The organism is Rufibacter roseus (genome assembly GCF_001647285.1).
In the GTDB taxonomy this organism is placed as follows: Bacteria; Bacteroidota; Bacteroidia; order Cytophagales; family Hymenobacteraceae; genus Nibribacter; species Nibribacter roseus.
This window is the reverse complement of record NZ_LRML01000001.1, coordinates 114824-139366: the sequence shown is the minus strand read 5'-3', so window position 1 is coordinate 139366 and position 24543 is coordinate 114824. Positions and strand designations below refer to the sequence as shown.

General features: G+C 46.5%; 19 protein-coding genes. 11 read left to right on the top strand and 8 right to left on the bottom strand.

Annotation, left to right across the window (positions count from 1 at the left end; all coding sequences use genetic code 11):
• Nucleotides 1-14 precede the first annotated feature (14 nt).
• A complete protein-coding gene (locus tag A8O23_RS00475; RefSeq protein ID WP_066615276.1) occupies nucleotides 15-419 on the top strand; it encodes a response regulator in 405 nt (134 codons plus the stop codon).
• Between the two features lie 130 nt (nucleotides 420-549).
• Here the strand turns inward: A8O23_RS00475 and A8O23_RS21510 are convergent, their stop codons facing one another.
• Nucleotides 550-702 carry a hypothetical protein gene (locus A8O23_RS21510; RefSeq protein WP_161486669.1) on the bottom strand — a complete coding sequence of 51 codons (153 nt, stop codon included), beginning with the start codon at nucleotides 700-702 and terminating at the stop codon, nucleotides 550-552.
• A 211-nt stretch (nucleotides 703-913) separates the two neighbouring features.
• Here A8O23_RS21510 and A8O23_RS00470 point away from each other — a divergent pair, with 211 nt between their 5' ends.
• The 3 genes from A8O23_RS00470 (at nucleotide 914) to A8O23_RS00460 (ending at nucleotide 4024) form a co-directional block, all read left to right on the top strand.
• On the top strand, nucleotides 914-1954 hold the full coding sequence (locus A8O23_RS00470; RefSeq protein ID WP_066615275.1) for a hypothetical protein: 1041 nt from the start codon (nucleotides 914-916) through the stop codon (nucleotides 1952-1954).
• A gap of 265 nt (nucleotides 1955-2219) precedes the next feature.
• Entirely contained in the window at nucleotides 2220-2807 is a 588-nt protein-coding gene (locus A8O23_RS00465) for a uracil-DNA glycosylase family protein (RefSeq protein WP_066615274.1), read from the top strand.
• A 65-nt stretch (nucleotides 2808-2872) separates the two neighbouring features.
• Nucleotides 2873-4024, top strand: coding sequence for a pyridoxal phosphate-dependent aminotransferase (locus A8O23_RS00460; protein ID WP_066615273.1), 1152 nt, complete (start codon nucleotides 2873-2875; stop codon nucleotides 4022-4024).
• A gap of 141 nt (nucleotides 4025-4165) precedes the next feature.
• On the opposite strand, the gene A8O23_RS00455 is transcribed toward A8O23_RS00460, so the two are convergent.
• On the bottom strand, nucleotides 4166-4705 hold the full coding sequence (locus A8O23_RS00455; RefSeq protein ID WP_066615272.1) for a 5' nucleotidase, NT5C type: 540 nt from the start codon (nucleotides 4703-4705) through the stop codon (nucleotides 4166-4168).
• Between the two features lie 108 nt (nucleotides 4706-4813).
• On the opposite strand from A8O23_RS00455, the gene A8O23_RS00450 reads away from it, so the two are divergent.
• Nucleotides 4814-5587 carry an amidohydrolase gene (locus tag A8O23_RS00450; RefSeq protein ID WP_066615270.1) on the top strand — a complete coding sequence of 258 codons (774 nt, stop codon included), beginning with the start codon at nucleotides 4814-4816 and terminating at the stop codon, nucleotides 5585-5587.
• 19 nt (nucleotides 5588-5606) lie between these two features.
• On the opposite strand, the gene A8O23_RS00445 is transcribed toward A8O23_RS00450, so the two are convergent.
• Complete coding sequence (locus tag A8O23_RS00445) at nucleotides 5607-7832, bottom strand: T9SS type A sorting domain-containing protein (protein ID WP_066615266.1); 2226 nt, start codon at nucleotides 7830-7832, stop codon at nucleotides 5607-5609.
• Between the two features lie 39 nt (nucleotides 7833-7871).
• Here A8O23_RS00445 and A8O23_RS00440 point away from each other — a divergent pair, with 39 nt between their 5' ends.
• Nucleotides 7872-9158: a UDP-N-acetylmuramoyl-tripeptide--D-alanyl-D-alanine ligase gene (locus A8O23_RS00440; RefSeq protein ID WP_082882816.1), complete on the top strand. Its 1287-nt coding sequence runs from the start codon at nucleotides 7872-7874 to the stop codon at nucleotides 9156-9158.
• Nucleotides 9159-9260: 102 nt separating this feature from the next.
• Here A8O23_RS00440 and rfbC read toward each other — a convergent pair whose 3' ends face one another.
• Nucleotides 9261-9803: a dTDP-4-dehydrorhamnose 3,5-epimerase gene (rfbC, locus tag A8O23_RS00435; protein ID WP_066615261.1), complete on the bottom strand. Its 543-nt coding sequence runs from the start codon at nucleotides 9801-9803 to the stop codon at nucleotides 9261-9263.
• A 62-nt stretch (nucleotides 9804-9865) separates the two neighbouring features.
• Complete coding sequence (locus tag A8O23_RS00430; RefSeq protein ID WP_066615259.1) at nucleotides 9866-10975, bottom strand: glycosyltransferase family 4 protein; 1110 nt, start codon at nucleotides 10973-10975, stop codon at nucleotides 9866-9868.
• Between the two features lie 145 nt (nucleotides 10976-11120).
• Between A8O23_RS00430 and A8O23_RS00425 the strand changes: the two genes are divergently transcribed.
• From A8O23_RS00425 to ppk1, 4 genes are all read left to right on the top strand, one after another.
• The gene (locus A8O23_RS00425) at nucleotides 11121-11822 is read left to right on the top strand and encodes a SirB2 family protein (protein WP_066615257.1); all 702 of its coding nucleotides are present in this window, start codon (nucleotides 11121-11123) and stop codon (nucleotides 11820-11822) included.
• 160 nt (nucleotides 11823-11982) lie between these two features.
• Complete coding sequence (hflX, locus tag A8O23_RS00420) at nucleotides 11983-13182, top strand: GTPase HflX (protein ID WP_066615255.1); 1200 nt, start codon at nucleotides 11983-11985, stop codon at nucleotides 13180-13182.
• A 378-nt stretch (nucleotides 13183-13560) separates the two neighbouring features.
• A complete protein-coding gene (locus A8O23_RS00410) occupies nucleotides 13561-14058 on the top strand; it encodes a SixA phosphatase family protein (RefSeq protein ID WP_066615251.1) in 498 nt (165 codons plus the stop codon).
• A gap of 41 nt (nucleotides 14059-14099) precedes the next feature.
• Entirely contained in the window at nucleotides 14100-16226 is a 2127-nt protein-coding gene (ppk1, locus tag A8O23_RS00405) for a polyphosphate kinase 1 (RefSeq protein WP_074988276.1), read from the top strand.
• 160 nt (nucleotides 16227-16386) lie between these two features.
• Here ppk1 and A8O23_RS00400 read toward each other — a convergent pair whose 3' ends face one another.
• Both A8O23_RS00400 and A8O23_RS00395 read right to left on the bottom strand, forming a co-directional pair.
• The gene (locus tag A8O23_RS00400; protein ID WP_066615249.1) at nucleotides 16387-17442 is read right to left on the bottom strand and encodes a DUF6268 family outer membrane beta-barrel protein; all 1056 of its coding nucleotides are present in this window, start codon (nucleotides 17440-17442) and stop codon (nucleotides 16387-16389) included.
• Between the two features lie 34 nt (nucleotides 17443-17476).
• A complete protein-coding gene (locus A8O23_RS00395; RefSeq protein ID WP_066615247.1) occupies nucleotides 17477-21223 on the bottom strand; it encodes a metallophosphoesterase in 3747 nt (1248 codons plus the stop codon).
• Between the two features lie 672 nt (nucleotides 21224-21895).
• Here A8O23_RS00395 and A8O23_RS00390 point away from each other — a divergent pair.
• On the top strand, nucleotides 21896-23083 hold the full coding sequence (locus tag A8O23_RS00390) for a Pycsar system effector family protein (RefSeq protein ID WP_066615246.1): 1188 nt from the start codon (nucleotides 21896-21898) through the stop codon (nucleotides 23081-23083).
• 90 nt (nucleotides 23084-23173) lie between these two features.
• Here the strand turns inward: A8O23_RS00390 and A8O23_RS00385 are convergent, their stop codons facing one another.
• Nucleotides 23174-24313: a DUF2652 domain-containing protein gene (locus A8O23_RS00385; RefSeq protein ID WP_066615244.1), complete on the bottom strand. Its 1140-nt coding sequence runs from the start codon at nucleotides 24311-24313 to the stop codon at nucleotides 23174-23176.
• Nucleotides 24314-24543 lie beyond the last annotated feature (230 nt).

The following is a 24543-nucleotide window of genomic DNA, read 5'->3' as shown; positions in this document are numbered from 1 at the left end:
CATTACCTTTACCCATGGACAAACTAAACCTGATATTGCTTGTTGACGACGATGATACTACCAATTACCTGAACAAGCGCCTGCTGGAACGCATGCAGATTGCCGAGGAAATTGAAATAGTCACCAACGGAGAAGAAGCGCTTCAGTTTCTAGATGATCGCGCGGCCAGCGAGTTGCCTCTGCCTGATCTTATGTTTCTTGATATAAAAATGCCGGTGATGGATGGCTTTGAGTTTCTTGAAACTTACCACCAGCTACCAGATCACCTAAAGCAAGGCATAGTGGTGATGATGCTCACCTCCTCCGCCAGCTTTTATGATTTAGAGCGACTTAAACAGTACAGCACCGTACAGCGCCATATTTCAAAGCCCTTGCAGGAAGCCCACGTGCGTGAAATTCTGCAAGAGCACTTTTCTTAATCAGCACTTAAGCAGAAAGGCCAGCCTGAAGTATCAGGCTGGCCTTTCTGCTTTTAGGTCTTGTTGATTTCTGCACTACACCTGTGGCAGAACATTTATAGGATAAAATTTCAGTTAATAAAACAGTTTCTCATGTGTTATCTGGCTCATCTGAGAATTGACTACCAGAAACGAATAGTTCATGAACGGTAAGACTTTGCTGAGTCTTTTCCGCCCGGGCAAATCCTGACACTACCAGAAAGAAGAGCAGGAATATGCCTAACAGAGGTAGATATCTTTTCATAAAGTAAGCAGTAAGTGGTGTATCTCCTATTACTGTTTCGTACCTGAAAAGTTGCTGCCACCCTCTCTCATTTTCTCAAGTTTCCCAAAAAATTCTTCTGCAGAAAGGCTTCAGAAATCTGCCTGCTTAACCCTCTGCCTAGGCTACCGTACATTCTATTAGAAAGTCTTTTTATAGACTGCTAATTACTGACATTTTAACCTATACTAACATGCAGAATAATCAGAGAAACTGGACAGGACCTGACCAAGACCGTCAGGAAGAAAACCACCGCGTTGGCCGTGACTTGTATAACCGCGACCAAGAGCGAGATAACAGAAACCAAAATTCTGACAACCATTCGCACAATCCTCAGTGGAACATGGGCAACAACTTCCATACAGGCTACAGCAACCAAAGCCGCAGTCACTTCCCAGAGGACACGCACCAGCGCACCAGCAACGCAGACTGGGGCGGCAGCCATGACAAGCATTACGGCGTGCGGGAATACAGCACATACCGCAGCCCTAATAACCTGAACTACGGCGACGGCCGTGGCCACAGCTCAGCGCATACCCGTTTTGAGGACAACACTTCTGCTAACCGCCAGCACAATTCTGGTAGCCAGAATCACTCCTCTAACCAGCACAGCAGCAACTCTCACTTTGCGCCTTACGGCGACGGACGGGGCAACTACAATGCCCGCCAGGATTCTTATGGAAACGGTTACGGCAACGACCACATCCATTCTGAAAGAGTTTCACCGCAGCGCCGCATGGATGACTCTAACGAGAACTACTACCGCGGAGCCTATATGGATGACCGTGGCGTGAAGAAAGACCTGCCTAACCCAAGCCAGAACCCTTATAATGAATACCCTGGGTCGCGCAGCCGTTATAAAGATGATGATTACCGTTATGGTTCTGGCAACCACACCTGGTATGAAGAACGCCGCTATACGGATGACACCGGACGCCGGGCTGACCGGGACAAAGGTGACATTTTAGATGACATGGGCGCCGGTATACGCGATGCATGGCATGATCTGAAGCATGGCGCACAGAACATGTGGCACCGCGACAGCAGCGACAACAATGACAGAGACCGTAGCAACCGCCACGACAGTAACTACCGCGGCGGCAACAGAAATGACTATGAGTACCGTTCGCGCCGCGACCGGGGCTACGAGAGCGGCCCCAGATGGTCAGACGAGACCGATTCCGGAGACGACAGCTTCTTTTACTCCGATGGCCGGAACCCACGGTACTACTAATCCTTTAAACTACTAAGCTATGAAAGCCATTTTGATAGCCATTGTTCTTACAGGTGTGGCAACAGCGCTGTTGTTACAGCGAGCCCTTCCGCCTGTGAGACAAGACCATGATGCCATTAATCCTTCTTTACAACCTTAAGGGAGGAAGGGCAGACACGAAGAAGCCGGAACTTTACGTTCCGGCTTCTTCGTTTTAACACCAATCTGTTTTAGGGCTCTTTTTCAGAAAACAGGCTTAAAACAACATACACATCTGCCACCATACATGCTTGAAGAGCTACTAACCCAAATCAGAGCCTGCCAAATCTGCGCCACGTCACTTCCCCACGGCCCCAGACCCATTGTGCGGGCTTCAGACTCTGCCCGCTTGCTTGTGATAGGTCAGGCACCGGGTGCCAAAGTACATGCGTCAGGTATACCATGGGACGACCAGAGCGGCAAACGGCTACGGCAGTGGCTGGGTCTCTCTCCAGATGAATTTTACAACGAGAGTCAAGTAGCCAACATGCCTTTAGGCTTTTGCTATCCGGGCACCGGAACTTCCGGTGATTTGCCACCTCGCCCAGAATGCGCCATTCATTGGCACCAGCAACTTTTGCAGCTATTGCATAATATTCAATTTACCCTGCTGGTAGGCAATTATGCGCAGCGGGCTTTCTTAGGAAACCGAGCCAAAGGAAACTTAACTGAAACAGTGCAGGCTTGGCGAGATTATCTTCCAACCTACCTGCCTCTACCCCACCCATCTCCCAGAAACATTGCCTGGTTTAAGCGGCACCCGTGGTTTGAACTGGAAGTGGTACCTGCTTTACAAGAGATGGTGGCCATCACCCTTGGTAAAGATTCTCACTGATTTTGCAGAAGGGAAAACTGTAGAAGCGTTTTTTAGCTATTTTCACGAAAACAGGCTGAAAACACATGACACCACCTTTGCTGCAAAGTAAGTTACCAAACATAGGCGCCACCATTTTCACTACCATGAGCCAGCTGGCACAGGAGCATGGGGCTATCAACTTATCGCAGGGCTTTCCTGATTTTGGCTGCGCGCCAGAACTACTGGATCTGGCAAACCAAGCTATGCAAAACGGCTATAACCAATATGCCCCCAGCTCCGGCTTGCCCCTGCTCCGGCAGCAAATCAGTAAAAAGACAGAGCAGCTCTATGGTTACACAGCCAATGCAGACACACAAATAACTGTTACGTCAGGCGCTACCGAGGCTCTTTTTGCCGCCATTTCTGCCGTAGTCAGACCTGGTGATGAAGTGATTATTCTGGAGCCCAGCTACGACTCTTATGTGCCGGCTATTGATTTGAACGGCGGTGTACCTGTTTTTGTGCCACTTACTTTTCCGGAGTTTGCCATAGATTGGCAGAAAGTAAAAGATAAGCTTTCGTCTAAAACCCGGCTACTCATTCTCAACTCTCCGCACAACCCTTCTGGCGCAATATTGACTCCATCAGATTTGCAATTTCTAAAAGAGCTGACGCAGGAGCACCCGTTCCTCATCATCAGCGATGAGGTGTATGAGCACATGGTCTTTGACGGGAAAAAGCATCTGAGCTTGTTAACTGAGCCGGAACTGGCGGAAAGAGCCTTTGTGATTTCCTCTTTCGGAAAAACCTTCCACACTACTGGCTGGAAAGTGGGCTATTGCATAGCGCCACCTGCCTTGACGACTGAGTTTCGCAAAATACACCAGTACCTGACTTTCTGCACGGCCACTCCTTTTCAGCAAGCCATTGGTCAATATCTTGAGAACCCAGAGCCTTACCTCACCTTGCCCCAGTTTTACCAGCAAAAGAGAGATCTGTTTGCCGAACTGCTAAAGCCAAGCAAGTTTGAGTTGATTCCGTGCGCCGGTACTTATTTCCAGCTGGCCCGCTACAATCAAATCTCAGATTTACCAGAGGTAGAATTTGCTCAGTGGCTCACCAAAGAGGCAGGCGTGGCAGTTATTCCGGTGTCGGTTTTTTACCATGACCAAACGGACCACCGCCTTGTGCGCTTCTGCTTTGCCAAAAAAGAAGAAACCTTACAAGCGGCGGCGGAGCGATTGTGCAAATTGTAAAAAGTTCTGAGTTCTGAGTCTTGAGTTCTGAGTGGGTTTAACTTGACCTTTGTTTCCAAGAGTAGAAATCTACTCGTAATACTGCCATTCATCCCTGTTTTTGGCCTGTTTTAAAGAAAACAGGCCGAAAACCAGTCTTGACTACAGCAATTTGTCGGCCACCTCTTTCCAAGTGCTTACCCGCTCGAACTCCGTCAGATGCACGTTATGCGGGGAAGTGAAGAGTAATTTGCGCTCTCCGCTGAAAGGACGCAGGTTTTTGGGGCGGTCATCTATCATGATGTCGGCGCCAATTATACTTTTATCACCACAGAGAACATAGTTCTTCCAGCTTATGAACGGGAAATGGTCGTGCAGCCAATCGAATTTGTCTATGAGTGAGTTACGGAATTCCATGCCCGCGCTTACTATAAATACTTCATATTTTTCCTGCAGCGCCTTAATCACTTCCTGACTGTCTGGCATTACTTTTAAATCACGGAAGAAGCCCTCTTCGTTTATATATGTCCACACTTTGTCAGCGTGCTCTTGGGGTACGGCTTCGTATATTTCTTTGCCGTGCAAATGCTCAAGTGTCAGTTCCAAGCCGCAATCACGATTATACAAATCAATAAATTTAGCGATAGGGTCAGCCATGACTTCATCCATGTCAATGGCTATTTTTTTCTTTTGGTAATCCATTCAGAAATGATTGGTGTATACAGATTAAGTATCTTTATAAGTAATTCCTGCGTGTAAGTTACCTTGTCACCTACAGGTATTGCAAATTCTTAACATAGATTTCACATAATGGACCTACGCGTTTCTTTGATTCAGTCTGATTTACACTGGCATAATGTTGCCGCCAATAGAGCAATGTTCGAAGAAAAGATGCTCCTGCTGCCCGAAACAGATCTTATTGTGCTACCAGAAATGTTTTCTACTGGCTTTAGTATGGACGCCCCTGCCTTGGCTGAAGAAATGAACGGCGAAACCGTAGCTTGGATGCGGAAAATGGCACAGGCGCAAAAATCTGTAGTGATGGGCAGCCTCATCATCAAAGACCAAGGCAACTATTATAACCGACTCATCTGGATGCGCCCCGATGGCACCTTTGAAAAGTATGACAAACGCCACCTCTTCAGAATGGCCGGCGAGTGTGAAACCTATAGCCCCGGCAAAGAACGGCTGATTGTTGAGTTGAAAGGCTGGCGCATCTGCCCGTTGGTATGCTATGATTTGCGCTTCCCGGTTTTCTCCCGCAACACACCCATTACTTATGATGTGGTTATCTACATTGCCAGCTGGCCCAACAAACGCCGCTTGGCGTGGCAAACACTGCTCCGCGCCCGTGCCATAGAGAATTTAGCGTACAGCATTGGCGTGAACCGAGTAGGCACCGATGGGAACGGCCACCTCTACGCCGGCGACACCTCTTGCTATAACCTATTAGGCGAAGAACTGACGCACCACGAACACGAAGAAGCAGTAACCACCGTTGTTTTATCAAAAGAACACCTGGAGGAAACTCGTGAAAAGCTCCCCTGGAACATAGACGCAGACAACTTCACCCTTACAGATTAAACCAGAGTTCTTGGTTGGCCTACCGCTGAATCACTAATTTGTGGGTAGTAGTTTGCCCGTTGCTGGAAATGAACCGAAGCAAGTAGAGCCCTGCTGGCAAGTGCTGAGTGTCTAGCTGCTGCACTTTTTGAGCTTTGGTGTTCCCCTCGGCTACTTTTACTCCAGCTAAATTATGCAGGGTAAAGGCAGCAGGCTTCTCTGTAACCAATTGAACAAAGTCTTGCGCCGGATTAGGGTACACCTGCACATTTTCTGACCATTGGCTTGGTTCTTTAGCTCCCAACGGGCCTGAGTTGACCTGGAAGTAACGGATTCCGCCGGTATGGGTACCAACAAGTACTGCCGGTGTGCCACTGTTATAGAAATCTCCAGTGGCTAAGGCCATGCCCACTCCTAAGCGAAGCGGTGAGTATTTCTGATAGAAAGGCTGCCAGAGCACATCTTCTTCAGCCTGAAAAGTACCAGAGATGTTTTCCATGAAATTAGGGTAGAGCCGCAGCTGCCCACTGTCATCTGAGGTGAGTAAATTTGGCTGGTTGTCTTGGTTCAAATCAGAGACGGCTATCTGCAACCTACGGCGCTCCCCGTTTGCCACTATGCCTCCCAAGCCCTCAGATACCAGTTCCCAGGTTGGTGCGGTTGAACTGCCGCTGTTCCGGTAATATTGCAGCGCTCCGGAGGCACGACCTACTAATAAATCAAAGGTACCGTCCTGATCAATGTCAAACAGATAAGGAGTGTCACCCCTGAAGAACAGCACCCCCGTCATGGGCACTGCAGAGGCAAGCGTAAATTGCGCTGGCTGACCTGCAGATGCTTGGTTCAGCAGGTATTTCAACTCCACTCTTGTTGTATTTTGATTGTAGGCACTGTACACCAAATCAGTGGCACCATCAGCATTGAGGTCTATCAGTTGGGGCTTCAGGTTCAGTAGCAGTTGTTCTGACAAACCAAGATAATCGCTTTCTACTAACTGCAGGGTGGGCTTTCCGGAGATGATAACATTTTTATACAACGCCAGGGAAGCAGCGTACCTGTTGTTTTTCAGAACTGCGGTATTGCCTATCAGCAGGTCTGGGTTACCAGAGCCTAAGAGATTTCCTAAAGCTGGAGCCGCTCCCTCCCCCACATCTATCATCTGGTTTTGCAGGAAGGGCTGTTTTGCACTTTCAAAACGAGGTTGAGCAGCAGTTCCGGTATTAGCAAAAAACCATGTAGAAGTACCTAAGTCCACGTTTTGGTGAGAATTGGCAGTGGCATTAGGCGCCACTACTAAGTCAGGAACACCGTCAAACGTGACATCTAAATAATAAGCCGCCGGAAAAACGCTGAAATGTTTGCCTGCAATGTCGGGCGGAAGGTTGTATTGGGCACTTGTAATCTTAGGCAACAAATTAGTTCCGGTATTCATCAAGCTCACCAAATCTGGGCAGTCGTCGTGGCCTACCACTATATCTAACACTCCGTTGCCGTCAACATCTAACGGCAAAACGCTGGAGCCACCTATGTGATGCGAAGAGGGACAGTGGTCATTGAATCTGTAGTTGTTACAGGAGCCCACGCAACGGGTAACCTGCCCCCACCAATTGCTTGTTTTGGTGAACTTCAACTCATGACTTGGCAAACCCAGCTCTTCCCTTTGATTCTGAAAATACTCAAGTTTAATACCGCCAGACCACTCCCACGTCAGAATATCTAAATCTCCGTCACCATCCATATCTGCAATGGCTGGTAAATCTTCTGACCCAACTAATAAATTTGCATCCGTATTAAAATATAAAATGGGGTAAGCCAGATCAAACGCGAGCTTACCTACTGTGGCAGAAATGTTTTTATAAACCATTATACCCTGATTGGTAGCCGTGAATATATCTGGGTCTCCGTCATTGTTATAATCGCGCAATAAGGCAAACATCCGAAGGTCCGTTGGAAAAGCAGCTTCAAACTGTGGCGCATGTTGGTAGCCCCACTGCCCGTTGCGTTGTACTGCCAGAAAGGTGATGATACGTTGGGAACTTCGGTCAAAAACAAACAGATCGTCTTGCCCGTCTAAGTTTAAGTCAATGGCTGAAAACTGGGGGCTGTTTAAGCCCCCAATCCAAGGCTGCGGCAAGGTTTGCCCTTGTACCAAGACTTCTGGTCCTTGTACTTCCTGAAACCGGATGAGTTTTTGGCCAAGAACAGATTGCGCCGTTATGGCTAAACAACTTGTAAAAAAGGCTAGTACCTTTATTGCACGGTTCATTCTTTATTTATTCAGATAAGACTTTAAACCATTTTTAATATGATGGAGCCCCTTCAGCACCTTTACCAGAAATACCTGGAATGCCGGAAAGTAAGCACTGATTCCAGAGCGGAGCAAGATAACACCCTCTTTTTTGCCTTAGACGGCCCTAACTTCAAAGGCAGCCAATTTGCCCAGCAGGCTCTTGACAAAGGTGCCCGCTATGCTGTGGTACAAGATCCAGAGGTAACAGGCCCCAATATTATTCAGGTTACAGACACTTTAAAATCTTTACAGGCTTTAGCGCTGCACCACCGGCAGCAACTCTCTATTCCGTTTATCGGTATCACGGGTTCTAACGGCAAAACCACTACCAAAGAACTCATCAATGCTGTGTTAAGCCGTAGGTTCAATGTGCTCTGCACCAAAGGCAACCTGAACAACCACATTGGGGTGCCGCTTACCTTGTTAAGCATACACCCTGAACACGAGTTGGCCATTATTGAAATGGGTGCCAACCACCCCGGTGACATAGCCGAACTCTGCTCTTACTCACTGCCTACACATGGCATCATCACCAACATTGGCAAGGCGCACTTAGAAGGCTTCGGCAGCTTAGAGGGTGTGGCCCGCGCCAAAAGTGAACTTTACCTGCACTTAGATAAAACCAATGGCATAGTGTTCGTCAATACTTCTAACGATCACCTCATGCGCATGGTACGCAGACTAGCCAATAAAGTCACGTATTATCAACCTCAGGATGATTATTCTGCTGAATTACTGCAAGTCGCCCCACAAGTGATTTACCGTGCCGCCAACGGCGAAGAAGTACACACGCACCTCATGGGCTCTTATAATTTCGAAAACATGGCCGCTGCTGCTTGCATTGGTCAGTATTTTGGGGTTCCGCATGAAGAAATTAACGCCGCTATTGCAGGTTACGCTCCAGTAAACAACCGCTCTCAGATAGTCCAGAAAGACACTAACACTATCTTACTTGATGCTTACAATGCCAACCCTAGCTCTATGGCTGCGGCCGTTGCAAACTTCGCTCAAATGGCCGGAGACCGTAAGGTGGTTATTCTAGGTGATATGCTGGAAATGGGCCAGGAAAGTGAGGCAGAACATAAACTATTGGGAAATCAGATAGCTGGCTTAGGCTTCTCAGAAGTTTTTATCTGCGGGAAAGAGATGCGCTACGCCGCGGAGGAGCATCCTGAATTCCGCTATTTTGCTGAGAAAAGCGCTCTCATGCAATGGATTAAAGACCACCCCATCCGCGACAGCCATGTACTGGTGAAGGGCTCTAGAGGCATTGGTTTAGAGACAGTGGTGGATCTACTATAAAGCCATCTGTTTTTGGCTTATTTTTAGAAAAACAGGTGAAAAGCAAGAAAGCCTCCTAAGTCTGAAGTTAAACTTGGGAGGCTTTCTTGTTTTTTATTCCTTTTAAAAAGGAGATTCAAATTCAGCCAAGGTGGGCAGAACTTCATCTTTCTCAGAAACCAGCGGGTTTTCAATGCCCCAGTCAATTCCCAAAGCCGGATCATTCCAAAGCAAGCCTCCTTCAGACTCTTTGTTGTAATAGTTGCTGCATTTGTAGGTAAAGATGGTACCTTCTTCCAGAGCCACAAACCCATGGGCAAACCCTACTGGCACAAAAAGTTGGTTCCGTTTCTCAGCCTCTAGTATGCAAGTAGCATACTGTCCATAGGTTGGAGAGCCTCTTCTAATATCCACAACAACATCTTGTGCTTTACCTACCACGACGCTCACGATTTTAGCCTGTGCAAAAGGAGGCTTCTGAAAATGAAGCCCACGCAAGACGTCTTTTTTAGAAACTGAAAGATTGTCCTGCATGAAATTGTGTGTTATCCCTATCCCAGCATATTCTTTTGCGCTAAAGGTTTCTAAAAAGGCCCCGCGTTCATCGGCGAAAACCCGAGGGGTAATTTCCACCACATCTGCTAATGGATAGTTCTTTATTTGCATATCTTTTTAATGAGCGAATGAGTGCTTGAGGAATCTTATTCACTCAATCACTAATTCAATTATTATTTTGTTGCCTCTTCTATAGCCGCAAAATAGCGGTCAATTACGTACTTCTCGTCAAACTTATCTTCGGCCAATTGGCGGCTGTTCTGGCCCATGGTCTGCAGTTGCAGCTCCGGCAACAAGTATACCTGCTCCATTTTAGCAGCTAAATCGGCACCGTTACGCACCTCACAAAGATAACCATTATAGCCATCTACCACAGTTTCTTTACAACCGGGCACATTGGTCGTTACAATAGGTTTCCCTAGGGCAGCTGCTTCTAGCAGGGTACGGGGCGTGCCTTCGCGGTAAGAGGGCAGCACTACGCAGTCTGCGCCATGCACTACACTGGCTACGTCATCAGAAGTACCAAGGTACTCTAACCACCCCTCCTGCGCCCACTGTTCTACCAATGATCGCTTAATCCCGATATTGCCTTCCTCATCAATGGCACCTAATAGCTGCACGCGCACATTTGGGTACTTTGCCTTCAGTATTTTGCTGGCCTCTACGTACTCCACCAGTCCTTTCTCATAAAGCGCCCTTGACACCATCAGAAAAACAAAGGGTTCTTGCCGTTTGAATGCTGCCGCAGGCTGAAAACTCTTGGTGTCTATACCGGACCCTGGAATCACTTCTGTTATTTCTTCCCGCACCAGCTTACGCTCTAAGAAAAGCTGCTTATCATCATTGTTCTGGAAAAAAACTTTGGCAGGAAACTGGAATGAGAATTTGTATAAGGCCATCGCAATTTTTGACACCAGGTTTTGCACAATAAACACTGTCCCTAAACCCGACACATTATTGATGGTAGGAATGCCGGCCATTTTGGCGGCTATGCTTCCATAAATGTTGGGCTTTATAGTGTATTGCAAAATCACATCGGGCTTTACCTTTTTGTAGGCCTTGTAGAAATCCCGGATCAGCAGCATGTCCTTTACTGGGTTGGTGCCTTTGCTTTCCATGGTGAGCGGTACAAATCCACAACCTTCGGCAACAAGCTTAGCCGAGTAGGCATCTTCAGGAGCAATGGCTACTACTTCATGGCCGGCATGAAGTAAAGCTTTCACCAGACTGAGCCTAAAATTGAAAATGTTCCAGGATTTATTGATTACAATGGCAATGCGCATGAGCGAAGGGGAAAGTATAGTACAAAGATAACAGCGTTTACTCTAAACCTCTAGCAATACGCAGAAACTGTAGGTCTTACTGCAAATTTCGGCACCTTTGTACTTTCTTTGCGTTGCCACAGCTTACAACAAACTTTATTTATCAATGACCACCCCTCTCTTACATTCACACCTGTTAGTGGTTATACTGTTTCTGCTGCTTTTCTTGTACAAAGTGGCATTGTTGTTTATGAATAAGTCTACAGCGCTAGATAAGGCTCGTTCTTATACAAAAATGCTGGACATAGTTTTTGGCCTTCTGATTTTGGTGACTGGCGCCTGGTTGGCCTTCAGCTACAACGGCTCTTGGCCAACATGGCTAGGGGTAAAGATTCTGCTGGTGCTGGCAGCCATTCCATTGGCTATTGTAGGCATCAAGAAACACAGCAAGATACTGGCTGGAGTAAGTCTGCTGATTTTTCTGTACGTGTACGGGGTGGCCGAAACTAAAAGTTTAAAAATGCGTCCTGATAAAAGAGAGGCTGCGGCAAGGCTACAAGAAACTTCGCTTTCTGCAGAAGCACCTACCTCAAAGGCGGCAGGCAACCCTATACTGTCAGAAATGGAAGACACCCAGCTAGCCAACACCAAAGCTATTTACAGCCAAGTTTGTGCTACCTGCCATGGAGAAGACGGACAGAAAGGTACAGGCGGCGCTTCCAACTTACAGCAAAGTGAACTCTCTGCCCAAGAAAGGAAAGAAGTCATTGCCAATGGCAGCGGTTTAATGCCCGGCTACCGATCACAGTTAACGGAGCAGGAAATAGAAGCCCTGGCACAATACACGTTGTTAATGAGCAATGATTAATGACTAATGATTATTCTGAGTCTCCTAGTTTTTATGGGGAGCTGTTTTCAGCCTGTTTTCTGAAAAGGAGGCTAAAAACAGTAATTTCCATTTAATCAATAATTATAGTTCATTGCCCATTGTTCATTATTCATTAATCATTGTTCATTAATTATAATAGATGAGAAACCAACTGCACGTAACGGCCAAAGAACAGGAAACCGCTGTATTAGTGGCCGTACCTGCCTGGCGCCAAACCGACGAGAAAACGAAAGAGTATCTGGATGAGCTGGCGTTTCTAACCGAAACCGTAGGCGCTAAAACCTTAAAGCGCTTTATCCAGAAGCTGGATAAGCCAGACATGCGCACCTATGTAGGCAAAGGCAAACTGGAGGAAATTACCGCTTATGTGAAAGAGCATAAAGTAGACATGGTCATTTTCGATGATGATCTCTCCCCTTCTCAGGTACGAAACCTTGAGCGTGAGCTGGAGGTGAAAATCATTGACCGCAGCTTACTGATTCTGGATATTTTCGCGCTTCGTGCCCAGACGGCCACTGCCCGGGCGCAGGTAGAACTAGCCCAGTACCGCTACTTACTTCCTCGCCTGACCAACATGTGGACTCACTTAAGCCGGCAGAAAGGTGGGGGCGTGGCCATGCGTGGTCCCGGTGAAACCGAAATCGAGACTGACCGCCGGATTGTCCGTGATAAAATCACGTTGCTGAAAGAGAAGCTGGAGAAGTTTGACAAACAGAACTATGAGCAGCGCAAGTCACGCTCGGGTATAGTGCGTGTATCTTTAGTGGGCTATACCAACGTAGGTAAATCAACGCTCATGAACCTGCTCTCTAAATCAGATGTGTTTGCCGAGAACAAGTTGTTTGCAACGGTAGATGCCACGGTGCGCAAGGTGGTAATAGATAACATTCCGTTCCTGCTTTCTGACACGGTAGGGTTCATCCGGAAACTCCCCACCAAACTGATAGAAAGCTTTAAGTCTACGCTAGATGAAATCAGAGAGTCGGACCTGCTGCTGCACGTGGTAGATGTATCTCACCCTTCGTTTGAAGAACATATTGCCGTGGTGAACGAGACGCTGAAAGACATACAGTCGGCTGAAAAACCGGTGATTCTGGTATTCAACAAAACTGATTTGTACATGGAGCAGCGAGAGCAGGAGCTGCGTGAAGAACACCCCGATGCCCGCCCAGACATTGCCGAATTAGGCTCTTCGTACATGGCCCGTGAGCATACTCCGGCTGTGTTTATCTCGGCGGCCAACAAAACCAACATAGATGAACTGAGGCGCGTTTTGCTGGAACATGTTTCCAGAATTCATTTTGAGCGCTATCCTAACAATGCGCCGCCGCAGGAATAGCAGCAGGTTATACAGCCGTTTTTAAGCTAATTTTTGAAAATTAGCCCAAAAACATTCCATGAAAAACAAAGAAGAGGTGCCAGTCTATTTGACAGCACCTCTTTCCTTTTTTTTAAGGCATAACCATAACAAGAACAGTCCTTCTAACACCGCAGATTTCATCAAAGTATTCCTGCTGATCTCCGTTTGGTGGCTGCGGCTTTATCACAGCAAAAACTACAAGCAGTCAGCAATGCTTTGTTTAGCGGAACACCCTTTGAGCGAAAGGTATATTTGAACAAAACCAAGCGAAGCACAACCATTTAGGGGCGCTTTCAGTAAAGACAAAAGCCACTCTGACCTGATCGTCTTTGTGGCTTTTCCTGTTAGAAAATTTACATGAAGACGCTATATTTATTAAGACACGCCAAGTCGAGCTGGAAATTTGAGGAACTCAGCGACCATGACCGCCCTCTTAAGAAAAGAGGACGGAAAGACGTTCCTTTGATTGCCCAGGAATTGATTGAACGCAAGGTAAATGTTGATTTAATTATCTCCAGCTCAGCGGTGAGAGCCCTTTCCACTGCTACCTTAATGGCCAAAGAACTAGGGTTTGATCCTGAAAAAATTGGGGTGCAGGAAGAGCTGTACCACATCACCCCTACTGCCTTGCTTCAGTTTGTACAGTTGCTGCCCGATGAATATTCACACGTAATGCTGGTAGGCCACAACCCCACTTTTACGGAGGTGGCCAATATGTATTCTCCAGACAAGAGCATTGCGAACCTGCCCACCAGCGGTTTGGCGGCCATTCAATTTGACGTAACTTATTGGGGACAAGTCTCGGCAGAAAATGGCAATCTCCACTTTTTGGATTACCCAAAGAAGTACCGCTAGCCATGGCCTATCTGTAGGCGAAACACATTTTCAAGACCACCATGACTGCAAAAAACATACCTGACCAAGATAACCTCACAGACTCAGATTCTCAGGAACAGAACATGCCCCTGCTAAGCCGTGAGCTAAGCTGGCTTGCCTTTAATTACCGGGTGCTGCAAGAAGCCAAAGACCCAAGGGTTCCTCTACTGGAGCGCCTCAACTTTTTGGCCATTTTCTCTTCTAACTTAGATGAATACTTTAAGGTGCGGGTAGCTACCATGCGCCGATTAGTAAAGCTAAAAAAGAAGACCCGCGAGAAACTGAGAAGAGATCCGGCTCAGGAGCTTGATGAAATTTTAGAAGAAGTTACTCGTCAGCAGAAAGAGTTTGGGCAAGTGTTCAGAAATGAGCTGTTGCCTGAACTACGCAAAGAGCACATTCACTTAATTAACGAGCAGGAGTGCCATGACGGGCAACGCCTGATGGCACTTGATTACTTCCGTCGCCAGGTAAAGCCTCTTTTGGTGCCTATTATTTTCAGCTCTAACCCCAGCCCTTTGTTTCTGAAAGACCAGACTGTGTACCTCATGGTTAAGTTGGTGCCGCACGAAGACAAACAAGAGCAGCATGCTATCTTAGAGGTGCCAACCCAGAAGCACGGCTCGCGGTTTGTGGAACTGCCCGTTGAGCAGGGTGAGCACTACGTCATCATGCTAGACGACGTGATAAGAGTGGGGCTTGCGGAGCTTTTCCCAGGTTTTGCCCACGTAGAAGCCTATGCGGTAAAACTTTCCAGAGACGCCGAATTAGATATAGAAGAGGAGGTTTCGGGCAACTTGATGGCTAAAATCAGAAAGAGCCTGAAGAAGAGGGAGAAAGGCCGCCCTAGCCGCTTGTTATACGACCCTGAAACTCCTGGAAACCTACTACAGGCCCTTTTAGATCGCATTGGGCTTTCAAAAGACGAGCTGGTAGTGGGCAGCCGGTACCACAACTTCCGCGACTTTTTCAGCTTCCCGAAGTTTGACATGCCGGAGCTTTATTATGAGCCGCACCCACAGCTACCTCACCCAGAACTGGAAAATGCGACCAGTATTTTGGCTGCCATGAAGGAGAAGGAGTTTTTGGTGCATTACCCCTACCAGAAATTCGATCATGTGCTGCGCTTCTTTGAAGAAGCCGCCGATGACCCAGCTGTTACCAGCATTAGTGTGACGCTGTACCGAGTAGCCAGTAAATCTAAAGTTGCCAAGGCCTTGATCAGAGCCGCGGAACACGGGAAATTGGTAACGGTGGTGGTAGAGTTGAAAGCTCGTTTTGACGAAGAATCAAATATTTTCTGGGGTAATAAACTGGAGAAAGCTGGTGCCAACGTTATTTATGGAGTGCCAGACCTAAAGGTGCACAGCAAAATAGGTTTAGTCACCCGTCAGGAAGGCAGCAAGGCAGTGCAGTATGCTTATTTGAGTACCGGTAACTACAACGAGCAGACTTCTAAAATCTACACCGACCACGCCTTTTTCACTACTGACGAGCGCCTCACCAACGAACTGGCACACGTGTTTAACTTTCTGGTTGACCAAAGCCATGAGTATAACTTTGAGCATCTGTTGGTGTCACCTTTCAACCTGCGCAGCGGCTTTGAAGCGCTTATTCAAAATGAAATGCGTTTGGCGCAGGAAGGGAAACCAGCTTACATGATCATCAAGATTAACGCTCTGCAAGACCGGCGCATGATTCAGCAATTGTATGAAGCCAGCCAAGCCGGAGTGAAGATTGAGATGCTGGTGAGAGGCATTTGCTGCCTTGTACCAGGCGTGCCTGGCATAAGTGAAAATATTACCGTACGTAGTATTGTAGACCGTTACCTGGAACATGGCCGGGTGTATATTTTCGGCAACGGTGGCGATGAGAAAACTTTCATTGCCTCTGCTGATTGGATGAACCGTAACCTCAGCCGTCGGGTTGAAGTTGGTTTCCCGCTTTACATCCCGGAGCTGCAGAAAGAGATCAGGCACATTATTAATATTCAGTTGCAAGACAACCAAAAAGCCCGTACCACCGACAACAAATATTGGGTTTCAGATAATCCTTCTACCTCAACACGGGCTCAGTATGCTATCTATGCCTATTTAAATGACCAAGCTTCAGATGTACGTCGAACTGCCTCTGAGGACAGTAATTAGAACCAGAGGTCTTCTTATTTTCATTTTTTGAAATGGAAATTAAAAAGTAGGCAAAGGCAAAAGACACTTACTGATAAAACGGAAAGGGCCTTCTCATAAGAGAAAGCCCTTTCCGTTATTAGGCTGTTTTCGCAAAAACAGCTTGAAAACATGTTTCAGCTTATTGTTTTAAGAAACGGCGGGGTGGCACCAGAAACACTTCCACATTAAAGAAAACAGCATCTTTTATGTGGTTTTCAATGAGAGGCACTCCCTTTCTGTCACGGCCGTTGTATACGTTAAACCGGTGGTTGTAGCGGTAGCCTGTTTCAACGCCAAACCACAAAAAGTCGTAGATTTCACGGTCCCACCGCAGCCGGCCCCTGATTTCAGACTTCCGCAATTCAATTGTTTCAAATTGATTATAGGGTTCATGCTCTTCCATACCAATGTTGTAAGTAGCCCCCTCTATACGGTAGCCCATGTACAGAAATGATTTCTCTGAAAGGTTTCTCCGGAAGGTGACATTAGCAGGGAAAATAGCTTCTACTCCCCACCGGTCGTTAAAGGTACGGTTGTAAAGCAAGGCCGGGTAAATGGTCTGGCGCCCAAAGTTGTACCCTAGCTGCACACCAATACCGTAAGAAAGGAACGGACTTTTCTTCCAGCCGTAAATAGCTTCCATGGAAGTTCTCATGTACCGGCTAAAGCTGATGTCAGAGTGTTTTCCATAATCTCCGTTCAACTCACCTTTCAATCTGAAGACTAAGTAGTTTCTGTCATTTATTGGGCGCAAGAACAGAATTTGTCCGTTGAGCGAGCGCAAGTCTTTATCCTCCAGTGTGCGATAAAGAGGGTACTGCAGCACCGCCGGATCTTTGAAGTTAAACTCTTCAATCTGATAACCTCCACCTAAAATTATTTTCAGGTGTGGCCTGTTCCAAACGGGGGCGTAAGCTTTGAACTCAAATTGGTTACCTCTAAGTACACCTACCTCAGCGTCTTTTATCCCTTCACGCATTCCGGTAGACTTTAACCCAAAGCGCGGCTGTGACTCATAGCGCACCACCACTCCTCTGCTCTTGCCCATGCCAATTACTGAGGGGTTCGCCAATTCTTTGGGGCTAACGGCTGCCTGGGCCGCCCTGATTGAATCGGTGAAAAGACCTTGCGCTAAAACTGTCTCCTGTCCGCTTCCGCAAACAATACAAATTAATGCTGCTAAAATTTTCTTCATATCGCACCTGTTGCTTCCAATAAAACTTTGCGGTCTAGAACAAGAACCCAAAATTGAGATTAAACACGTTTTCGTCTTCTCCCTTAGAGTATGTGGCATTGATCACCGCCTGTTTTAGAATATCAACCCAAATACCGCCACCTACGCCACGGTGTATTTTGTCTGATGTCTCTCCGTCAGCCCAAACACGGCCGTGGTCTACCAGCCCCATGATACCAAACTTACCTGGGAACAGGTACATGTTGAACCTGAACAGCTCAAGCCGTAGCTCTGTGTTCTGATACAAGGTGCTGCGCCCGGCAAAACGGGTACGGCGGTAACCCCTCAGGTTGCTGAGACCACCCAATGTATTGGCCAGGTAGAATGGAAAATCACCGAAATTATGCGCTCCCCCAAACCGGGCTGCCAAGGTTAACTGAAATGGAAGGCGCGGTCCTATGTAGAAGATAAATTCAGAACCCACCCTGCCAAAGTTGGTCTTCTCACCGTTCAACTGATGGTTATAGGTAAACTCGTTCAGCCACTTTAAACCAATGCGCGGATTAACCGGGGTACTTACCGCCTGCAGATTAACAAAGGCTCTTACACCGGTAAATCTATCAGTCCCGAAAACTTCTTCGCCAAAGTAGTCATCTACGAAATGCCCAGGCCAGTGCTGCACCCTGTACTGGTCATAGTACGGGCCAATGCCCACCCTTACGTATCTGGAGTAGCCGGTATTGATAGTTGGTGAAAACAAAACGCGGGAAAGCCGAACTCTATAATATTCAACATCTTCGGTCATTTCGGTTTCGTTACCTAGTCCAAAGAAATTTATTTGGTACTGTGGTCCAAACACGGCTGCTTTTAAACCAATGTCCAGTTTGTCGTTGAATACCTGCTTGAATTCAGCGTCATACCGTATGTTGTAAGCGCTGGTGGCAAAGGCGTAGTTAGCCCTTAAATAATGTTCTGAGGCAAATGGCTCTTTTCTGAACTTATGATTCCGGTACATTACTCCGCCACCTAAAAACAAGCCATCGTCTACGTTGAATTCTACAGACAGGCGGGGCCCGAAGTAAGATAGTTTGTAATTGTCGCGGTCATATAGGTTTACTTCTCTAAAAGGCTGGGTTTTGTCTTCCGTTTCAGGCCCCCATGAGATCACGTTCTCTTCCTCTGAGTTATCATACACTTTCGTTTTGGCTCCCCAACCTTTCACCACCGATCTATCAATAATGGTGTCATTTCCTTCCCCGCCAATTATTCGGATCATGATACCGTCATCTACCGTTCCGTTTACCTCAAAAATATCATCGCCGCCAAGCCCGTAAAGCCTTATTTCTTCGGTTTCATTTTTGAAAAAGCGGCGCTGGTATAAGATTCGGCTAACTTCTCCTTCTTTGTTGATTTTGCGCATGGTTACCTCCGTCTCTTTATCGTTGATCCGGATAACCTCAAACTTTTCGCGCTTATCACTTCCTGTCACATCTACAGCCTCAGCCAGGTGAGTGTAGTACTTCTCAGCCACCTGCACCAGTTTGTCTCTTCTAGATTTCAACTTTGCAACAATCTCTGGCCCTGAAAGCGGATACACTTCTGGTGGCATTTGGCGCACAGCATCTGCTATAACTGAATCTGTTAGTGCTGCTTGTATGTCATTGGCTACTTTAACCCACTGACCGCGGGTAACGCTTGACAAAAACGTGCGGTCTGAGGTGAGCGCAGTCAGGTTTAGCCCTTTATAATCACTATAGTCATAGCCAAAGTTTTGAAAATTACGGATTGCCCACCGCCGACTAGCAAGCCATGGCACCAGACCGTCAGCTTTGAAAAAAGCCACATCACGGTCTTCGGGCACTGGTCTGAACAGACGGCTGTCGTCTCCAAACTTGGTTTCGGCCCACCTCCATTGGCCCTCGTGGCGGTCCCAGTCACCAATGAGCATGTCTAGCAGGCGGGCACGGGCAAATTCCACCTCATCCACTCGGTTGTCATGGTCATTGCGCTTGCGCTCCAATACTTTCTCGGTACCTACTAAATTGGTGGCGTTGCCCAAGCTGGCTACATCTGAATGATCTTCGTCTGCGTCTTCCTCAAAGAAAGCCACGGTGCTTCCAAACTCATCAAGGTACTGACGCAGGCGCGGGTCATTAGGCACATACACTAATTTAGGGTTGGAGTGCAGCACCCCAGCCGGCCCTGCCAAGCTAGCTGCCACCACTGCACCATACGGATGCTGTGCTGATATCTGGTCTTGCAACAAATCACGGGCAAAGGTTTCCTGCAACTCTTCTGGCAGTACACTGGTTGGATCTTTATTAACGGAACGGAGCGAGTACTGACGCCCTTCTTCGTTTCGCAACTTCAAAGTGGTGGTTTGCTTGCCTCCGCCTTTTTTGTAAGGCACTAAGCCTCCCTTTTCCTCGCCTAAGTCTATTACCGGCATTTTAACTGGCGTTAGCCACTCGGCCCGGTAGTGTTTGCCTAGGAATCCTTGCTTTAAGTTACCGGCAGCATAACGCGGATTGGCAGGCACCACAACCGTGCTGTCAGTGTAATCTATGTCTACCTGTGCCAGCTCTTCTTCTTTCACCTTGGCTTTGGTATACATAGGGGTACGGAACAACAATAAAGAACCGCCTTCCACATTTGGGTCAGCTGCCCAATACTCAACCCAAGCCTCACCGTTCCGGTAATAGTTCACTCTGGCAAAACCTTGAATCTTTTGGGCAAAAACAGCGTCTCCGCCATCTGATACGTGTTGGGTTTTACAGCCTGAACCGCTTACTATCTGGGGTAGCTTGCCCATTTTAAAATACTGCAGGTTGTGCTCATGGCCTGCCGCGTAAATGATGTTGTCATACTTCTCAAAGACACCAAGTAAGCCTTTGATGTAAGCCTGATAGCTAGGGTGCGGAATATCTTGGGCAATTCCGCCGTATTTGCGCGACAACGGGTAAATAGAACCAATGATAGGCAAAGGCAGAGCCCACCACTTCCGAATAATAGTAAGCGGAAACAAATGGTCTACTAGGTTAAAATATCCCCCGTGTATACCATTACTAAAGAGCGGGTGGTGTGCCACCACTACTATGTTTTTGTCTTTGTTTTTGTCAATGACATCTTCCAACTGTACTAGCATGTCTACTTCGTTCACCACTCCGCAGATGTTGTCATCACCATATGGCTTATCATAAGGGTGCAGCCACCAGTGCGAGTCTAGCGCAATCAAAACAATATCATCTGCAATACGCACCTCAAATGGTCCAGGGCATCCATTACCCGGCACAAAGAAGTCAGTACCTACCACTATATTACTGTCGGCAAGGTATTCTTCTACAAAGCGCTCTTCTCTGATTACAGCGTTCCAGCCGTCTGGTGAGCCACTGCCCCCGCCCCAGTCATGGTTTCCGGGTATCATGTATTTTTCGCCTTTGTAGCCCTTGAGCACATTCAACTGGGTCGTCATGCGTTCCTCGGCCGTTTTGCGATCATACGCATTGGGCTCGGGCAAGCCGTTGTGGTAAATATTATCCCCCAGAAACACCACAGCGCTGTTTTCACCAGCCACTTCAATCTGAGACCTGAGCAGCATAAGCGTAGGGTCGGGCTTATCCGTTACAGGTGCACCGGCATCGCCAATCAGGAAGACGCTGTAGGTAAGTTCAGAAGAATCTTGGGGGGTAGTCTGCTGCCAGTTTAGAGCAGGAGGAGCATAATATGGCTTAGAACTGCTACAGCTTTGTAGAAAGCAGAACAACACCAACGGAAGTAGAAGGAAGGAGTACTTTTTTTTCATGTAAAGAATGGCAAAGCGATCTTAGCTTTTCGCATTTGGTTTTCAGATTCTAATGCAACTGGGCCAGTAAATTGGTAGTTATACGTGTATATCATCCCTAGGATGAAAACCCTACCGTTAAATACTGTTCTAATTCTATATATCTATGCTGCCTAAGACGTAAGCTACCTTGTTTGGGTTATCAGGTTATGCCTATCAGCTCCATCACCACCCTCTCTTGTTTAAATCCCGACTTCAATAATTCGGCTGATACACCTTTCTTTCATGTGCGGAAGGTCATTCAATTCCACCATTTTGAAGTTTAGCGGCAGCATTACACCTACTGATCTTGCGCCCTACCTCTTCAACAGTTCATACATGTATTTTGAGCTAATTTTTCAAAAAAAGCTCTAAAACAGGTACGGCAGATAAGCCAAATGAGGTCATACAAAATTCAACTAAAACCTAACTTGTATAAAAGCCAATGAGTTATGTACTTGAACCATTATGGCTCAACATTATGGACAGCTGTTTTAGGCTTGTTTTTATAGAAACAGATGAAAAACGCAAAAAGATGAAGCTAACCTTGCAGGCACTTTTAGCGTTGTAAACCTTTGGATTCAACTATAACTGATGTAACCACTCTTGTTCTTGTGAACAAGCGCTACGGGCCTTACCGCTCCTACTTTATTTATGGAAAAAGAAGACCTCATCAGAAAAGCGGGCAATTATGTGTTTGCGCTTTTCAAAGAGAAGCTGTCTAAGAAACTAGTCTATCACAACTACAAGCATACGTTTGAAGTGGTGAAAGAGGCGCGCCAATTAGCAGAGGCCTACCAGCTACCCGAAGAGGAGATGGAAGTATTGTTGTTGGCAGCCTGGTTTCATGATACGGGTTATATCAGCACCTATGAAAACCACGAAGACGAAAGCATTGAGATTGCCACGGCTTTTCTGAAAGAAGAAAAATACCCCGAAGATAAAATTAACCAAGTTTCGCGTTGCATCATGGCTACCAAGCATGGTCAACTGACGCACCATCTGCTGGAAGATATTTTAGTTGACGCCGACATTGCCAACATTGGCAAAGAAACCTTCTTCGCTACCGCCGAGCTACTACGGGTGGAGTGGGAGATTTACCTGGACCGCACCTTCTCTGATTTGGAATGGGCCCAATACCAGCTGGACTTTCTGCTGTCTGTTAGTTTCAGGTCGCAGCCGGCTCAGGCCAAATACTCAAAGCAGTTAAGCGCAAATATTCAAGAACAGCGCAACCACTTACTTGACCTTACTAAAAAGAAAAAGAAGAAGGAGAAACAAAAGCGCGAAACACTGGCACAGCCTAAACGTGGTATAGAAACCATGTTTAAAAGCACTTATGACAACCACATTAGTTTAAGTGCCATTGCTGATAACAAAGCAAACATGATGATTAGCCTCAACGCCATTATCATGTCTATTATCATTACTTATTTAGGTACCAAGTCTTCTATCATTGGTGCTGAATTTACGCGCAACCCTATCTTGATGATACCGGTGGGTATACTGCTGGCCACTACACTTGCTTCCGTTATTTCTGCCATTATTTCAGCGCAGCCTGAGGTAACCAGTTTCCGACTAAAACCAAATAAGTTAAAGAGCAGACGCATTAACCTGCTGTTCTTCGGAAACTTTACTAAAATTCCGCTAGAAGATTTTCAGGCTGGTATGCATGACATCATGCGCGACAAAAGCTCGCTGTACAACAACATGATTACCGATATTTATTACTTGGGAGATGTTCTAAGTAAAAAGTACCGATTGCTACGTATTTCCTATACTATTTTTATGATAGGCATTATTTTAACGGTGGTGTCTTTTGTGGTTGCTATTTCACGTTAGTATATCTCCATCATGTAATGCAAAAGGGCTGTGGAAATCCACAGCCTTTTGCATTACATGATTTTAGTTTTATACAGTAGCAGTAATTTTCTACTCTTTCTTTTTATTAAGCTGCTCGCATAAATCTTTTAACCGCAATAGCGATGTTTTCATAAAACCTTTTATTTGCTTACGGCCAAAGAAATCATAAAAATAATCACCCACTGACACGCGGCTGTAGTGAAATTCAAGCACTAAGTTCGTCTGCTTACCGGCTGCATGTAAATAGAAGAAAAGCAGCGCATTAGGGAACATCTTGAAATTAGCAATCTTCTCAATGTACTCCACTTTATCAGCGGTCTCACGCATCTGTAACGTTTGTATTTCAATAATCCCCCCTTTTTCCATTTCACAGAGGTAATTGGTACCTATACGGTTTATTTTACGAGTGTCAAAGCGCACACTTTTTACCCGATGCAACCACTTTGGCTTGAGCCGGTAATTTTTTATGACCCGCAACACCAGCTCCATGGGTGCTTCTACCTTTGTTTTAATAGTGAAAGTATTTGGGTACTGTTGCCGTGTATGCTCCTCCTCGGGGTCAGTTAGCAATAACCTTAGCGGTGTCAGAAAACAGTATTTGTAGCGCACCTCCCCCACATGCTCATATTGGTTTACCCCTTCTTTTAGCTGAGACCATGCAAAACTTTGGGCAATAGCCTCAGGCTTTTGGGTTTTCAGGTACCCCTCTGTCAAGAGCACATATTCTGACCCTTCAATACTGTTCTTCAGTAAGCGGTGCGCTTTAATTACATCGGTGCCCATGAGCTTAATGTAATCTCTGATCTGAGTAATGCTGATGCGACCGTAGTGCACTATTATTTTAAGAGTAAGCCTATTTTCTGAAAGCTGCGGACCAGGTAAAAATTTATCGCGGTCCATAATGCGCAGGTAATTCTGAAAATCAAGAAAAATTTGCTTGCACTGGCTTACAATTTCTTCTATAGCAGGCGGTGACCCCAACTTATAAAACAAAATGGCATCTCCTTGTATTTCGCAGAGCTCCATGTTGAGGATGTTGGCTTCAATGATGATCTCCAACAAATCAGCGATCAGGTTACGACTGTACTGCACCCCGTTTTCATGCATGAAACGGGTAAAGCCGCTAATATCCGGAATAAACAGCAAGGCAGGCTGCGAATCATCAGCATTATGGGGCAGTAAAGAAGGATTAGTCACTGTTGACTCCATGAAACAAGATTATGCTATTTAAAGCTTACGGGCTAGTCACTACGTCAGTGATAAGCAACGCAGAGTTCACATGGGGTTTTATACGTGAACAATGGCCATTCCTTTGCTCACTTTGGGCAGATGTATAAAATAAATTTGAACTTCCTGCTTTTGCACCTCACATTGCTCCAGAAAGAGAAGCTGTTTCCATCTATTTGTGCTACAATAGCGGCTGAAGCCTGCTTCCTCCA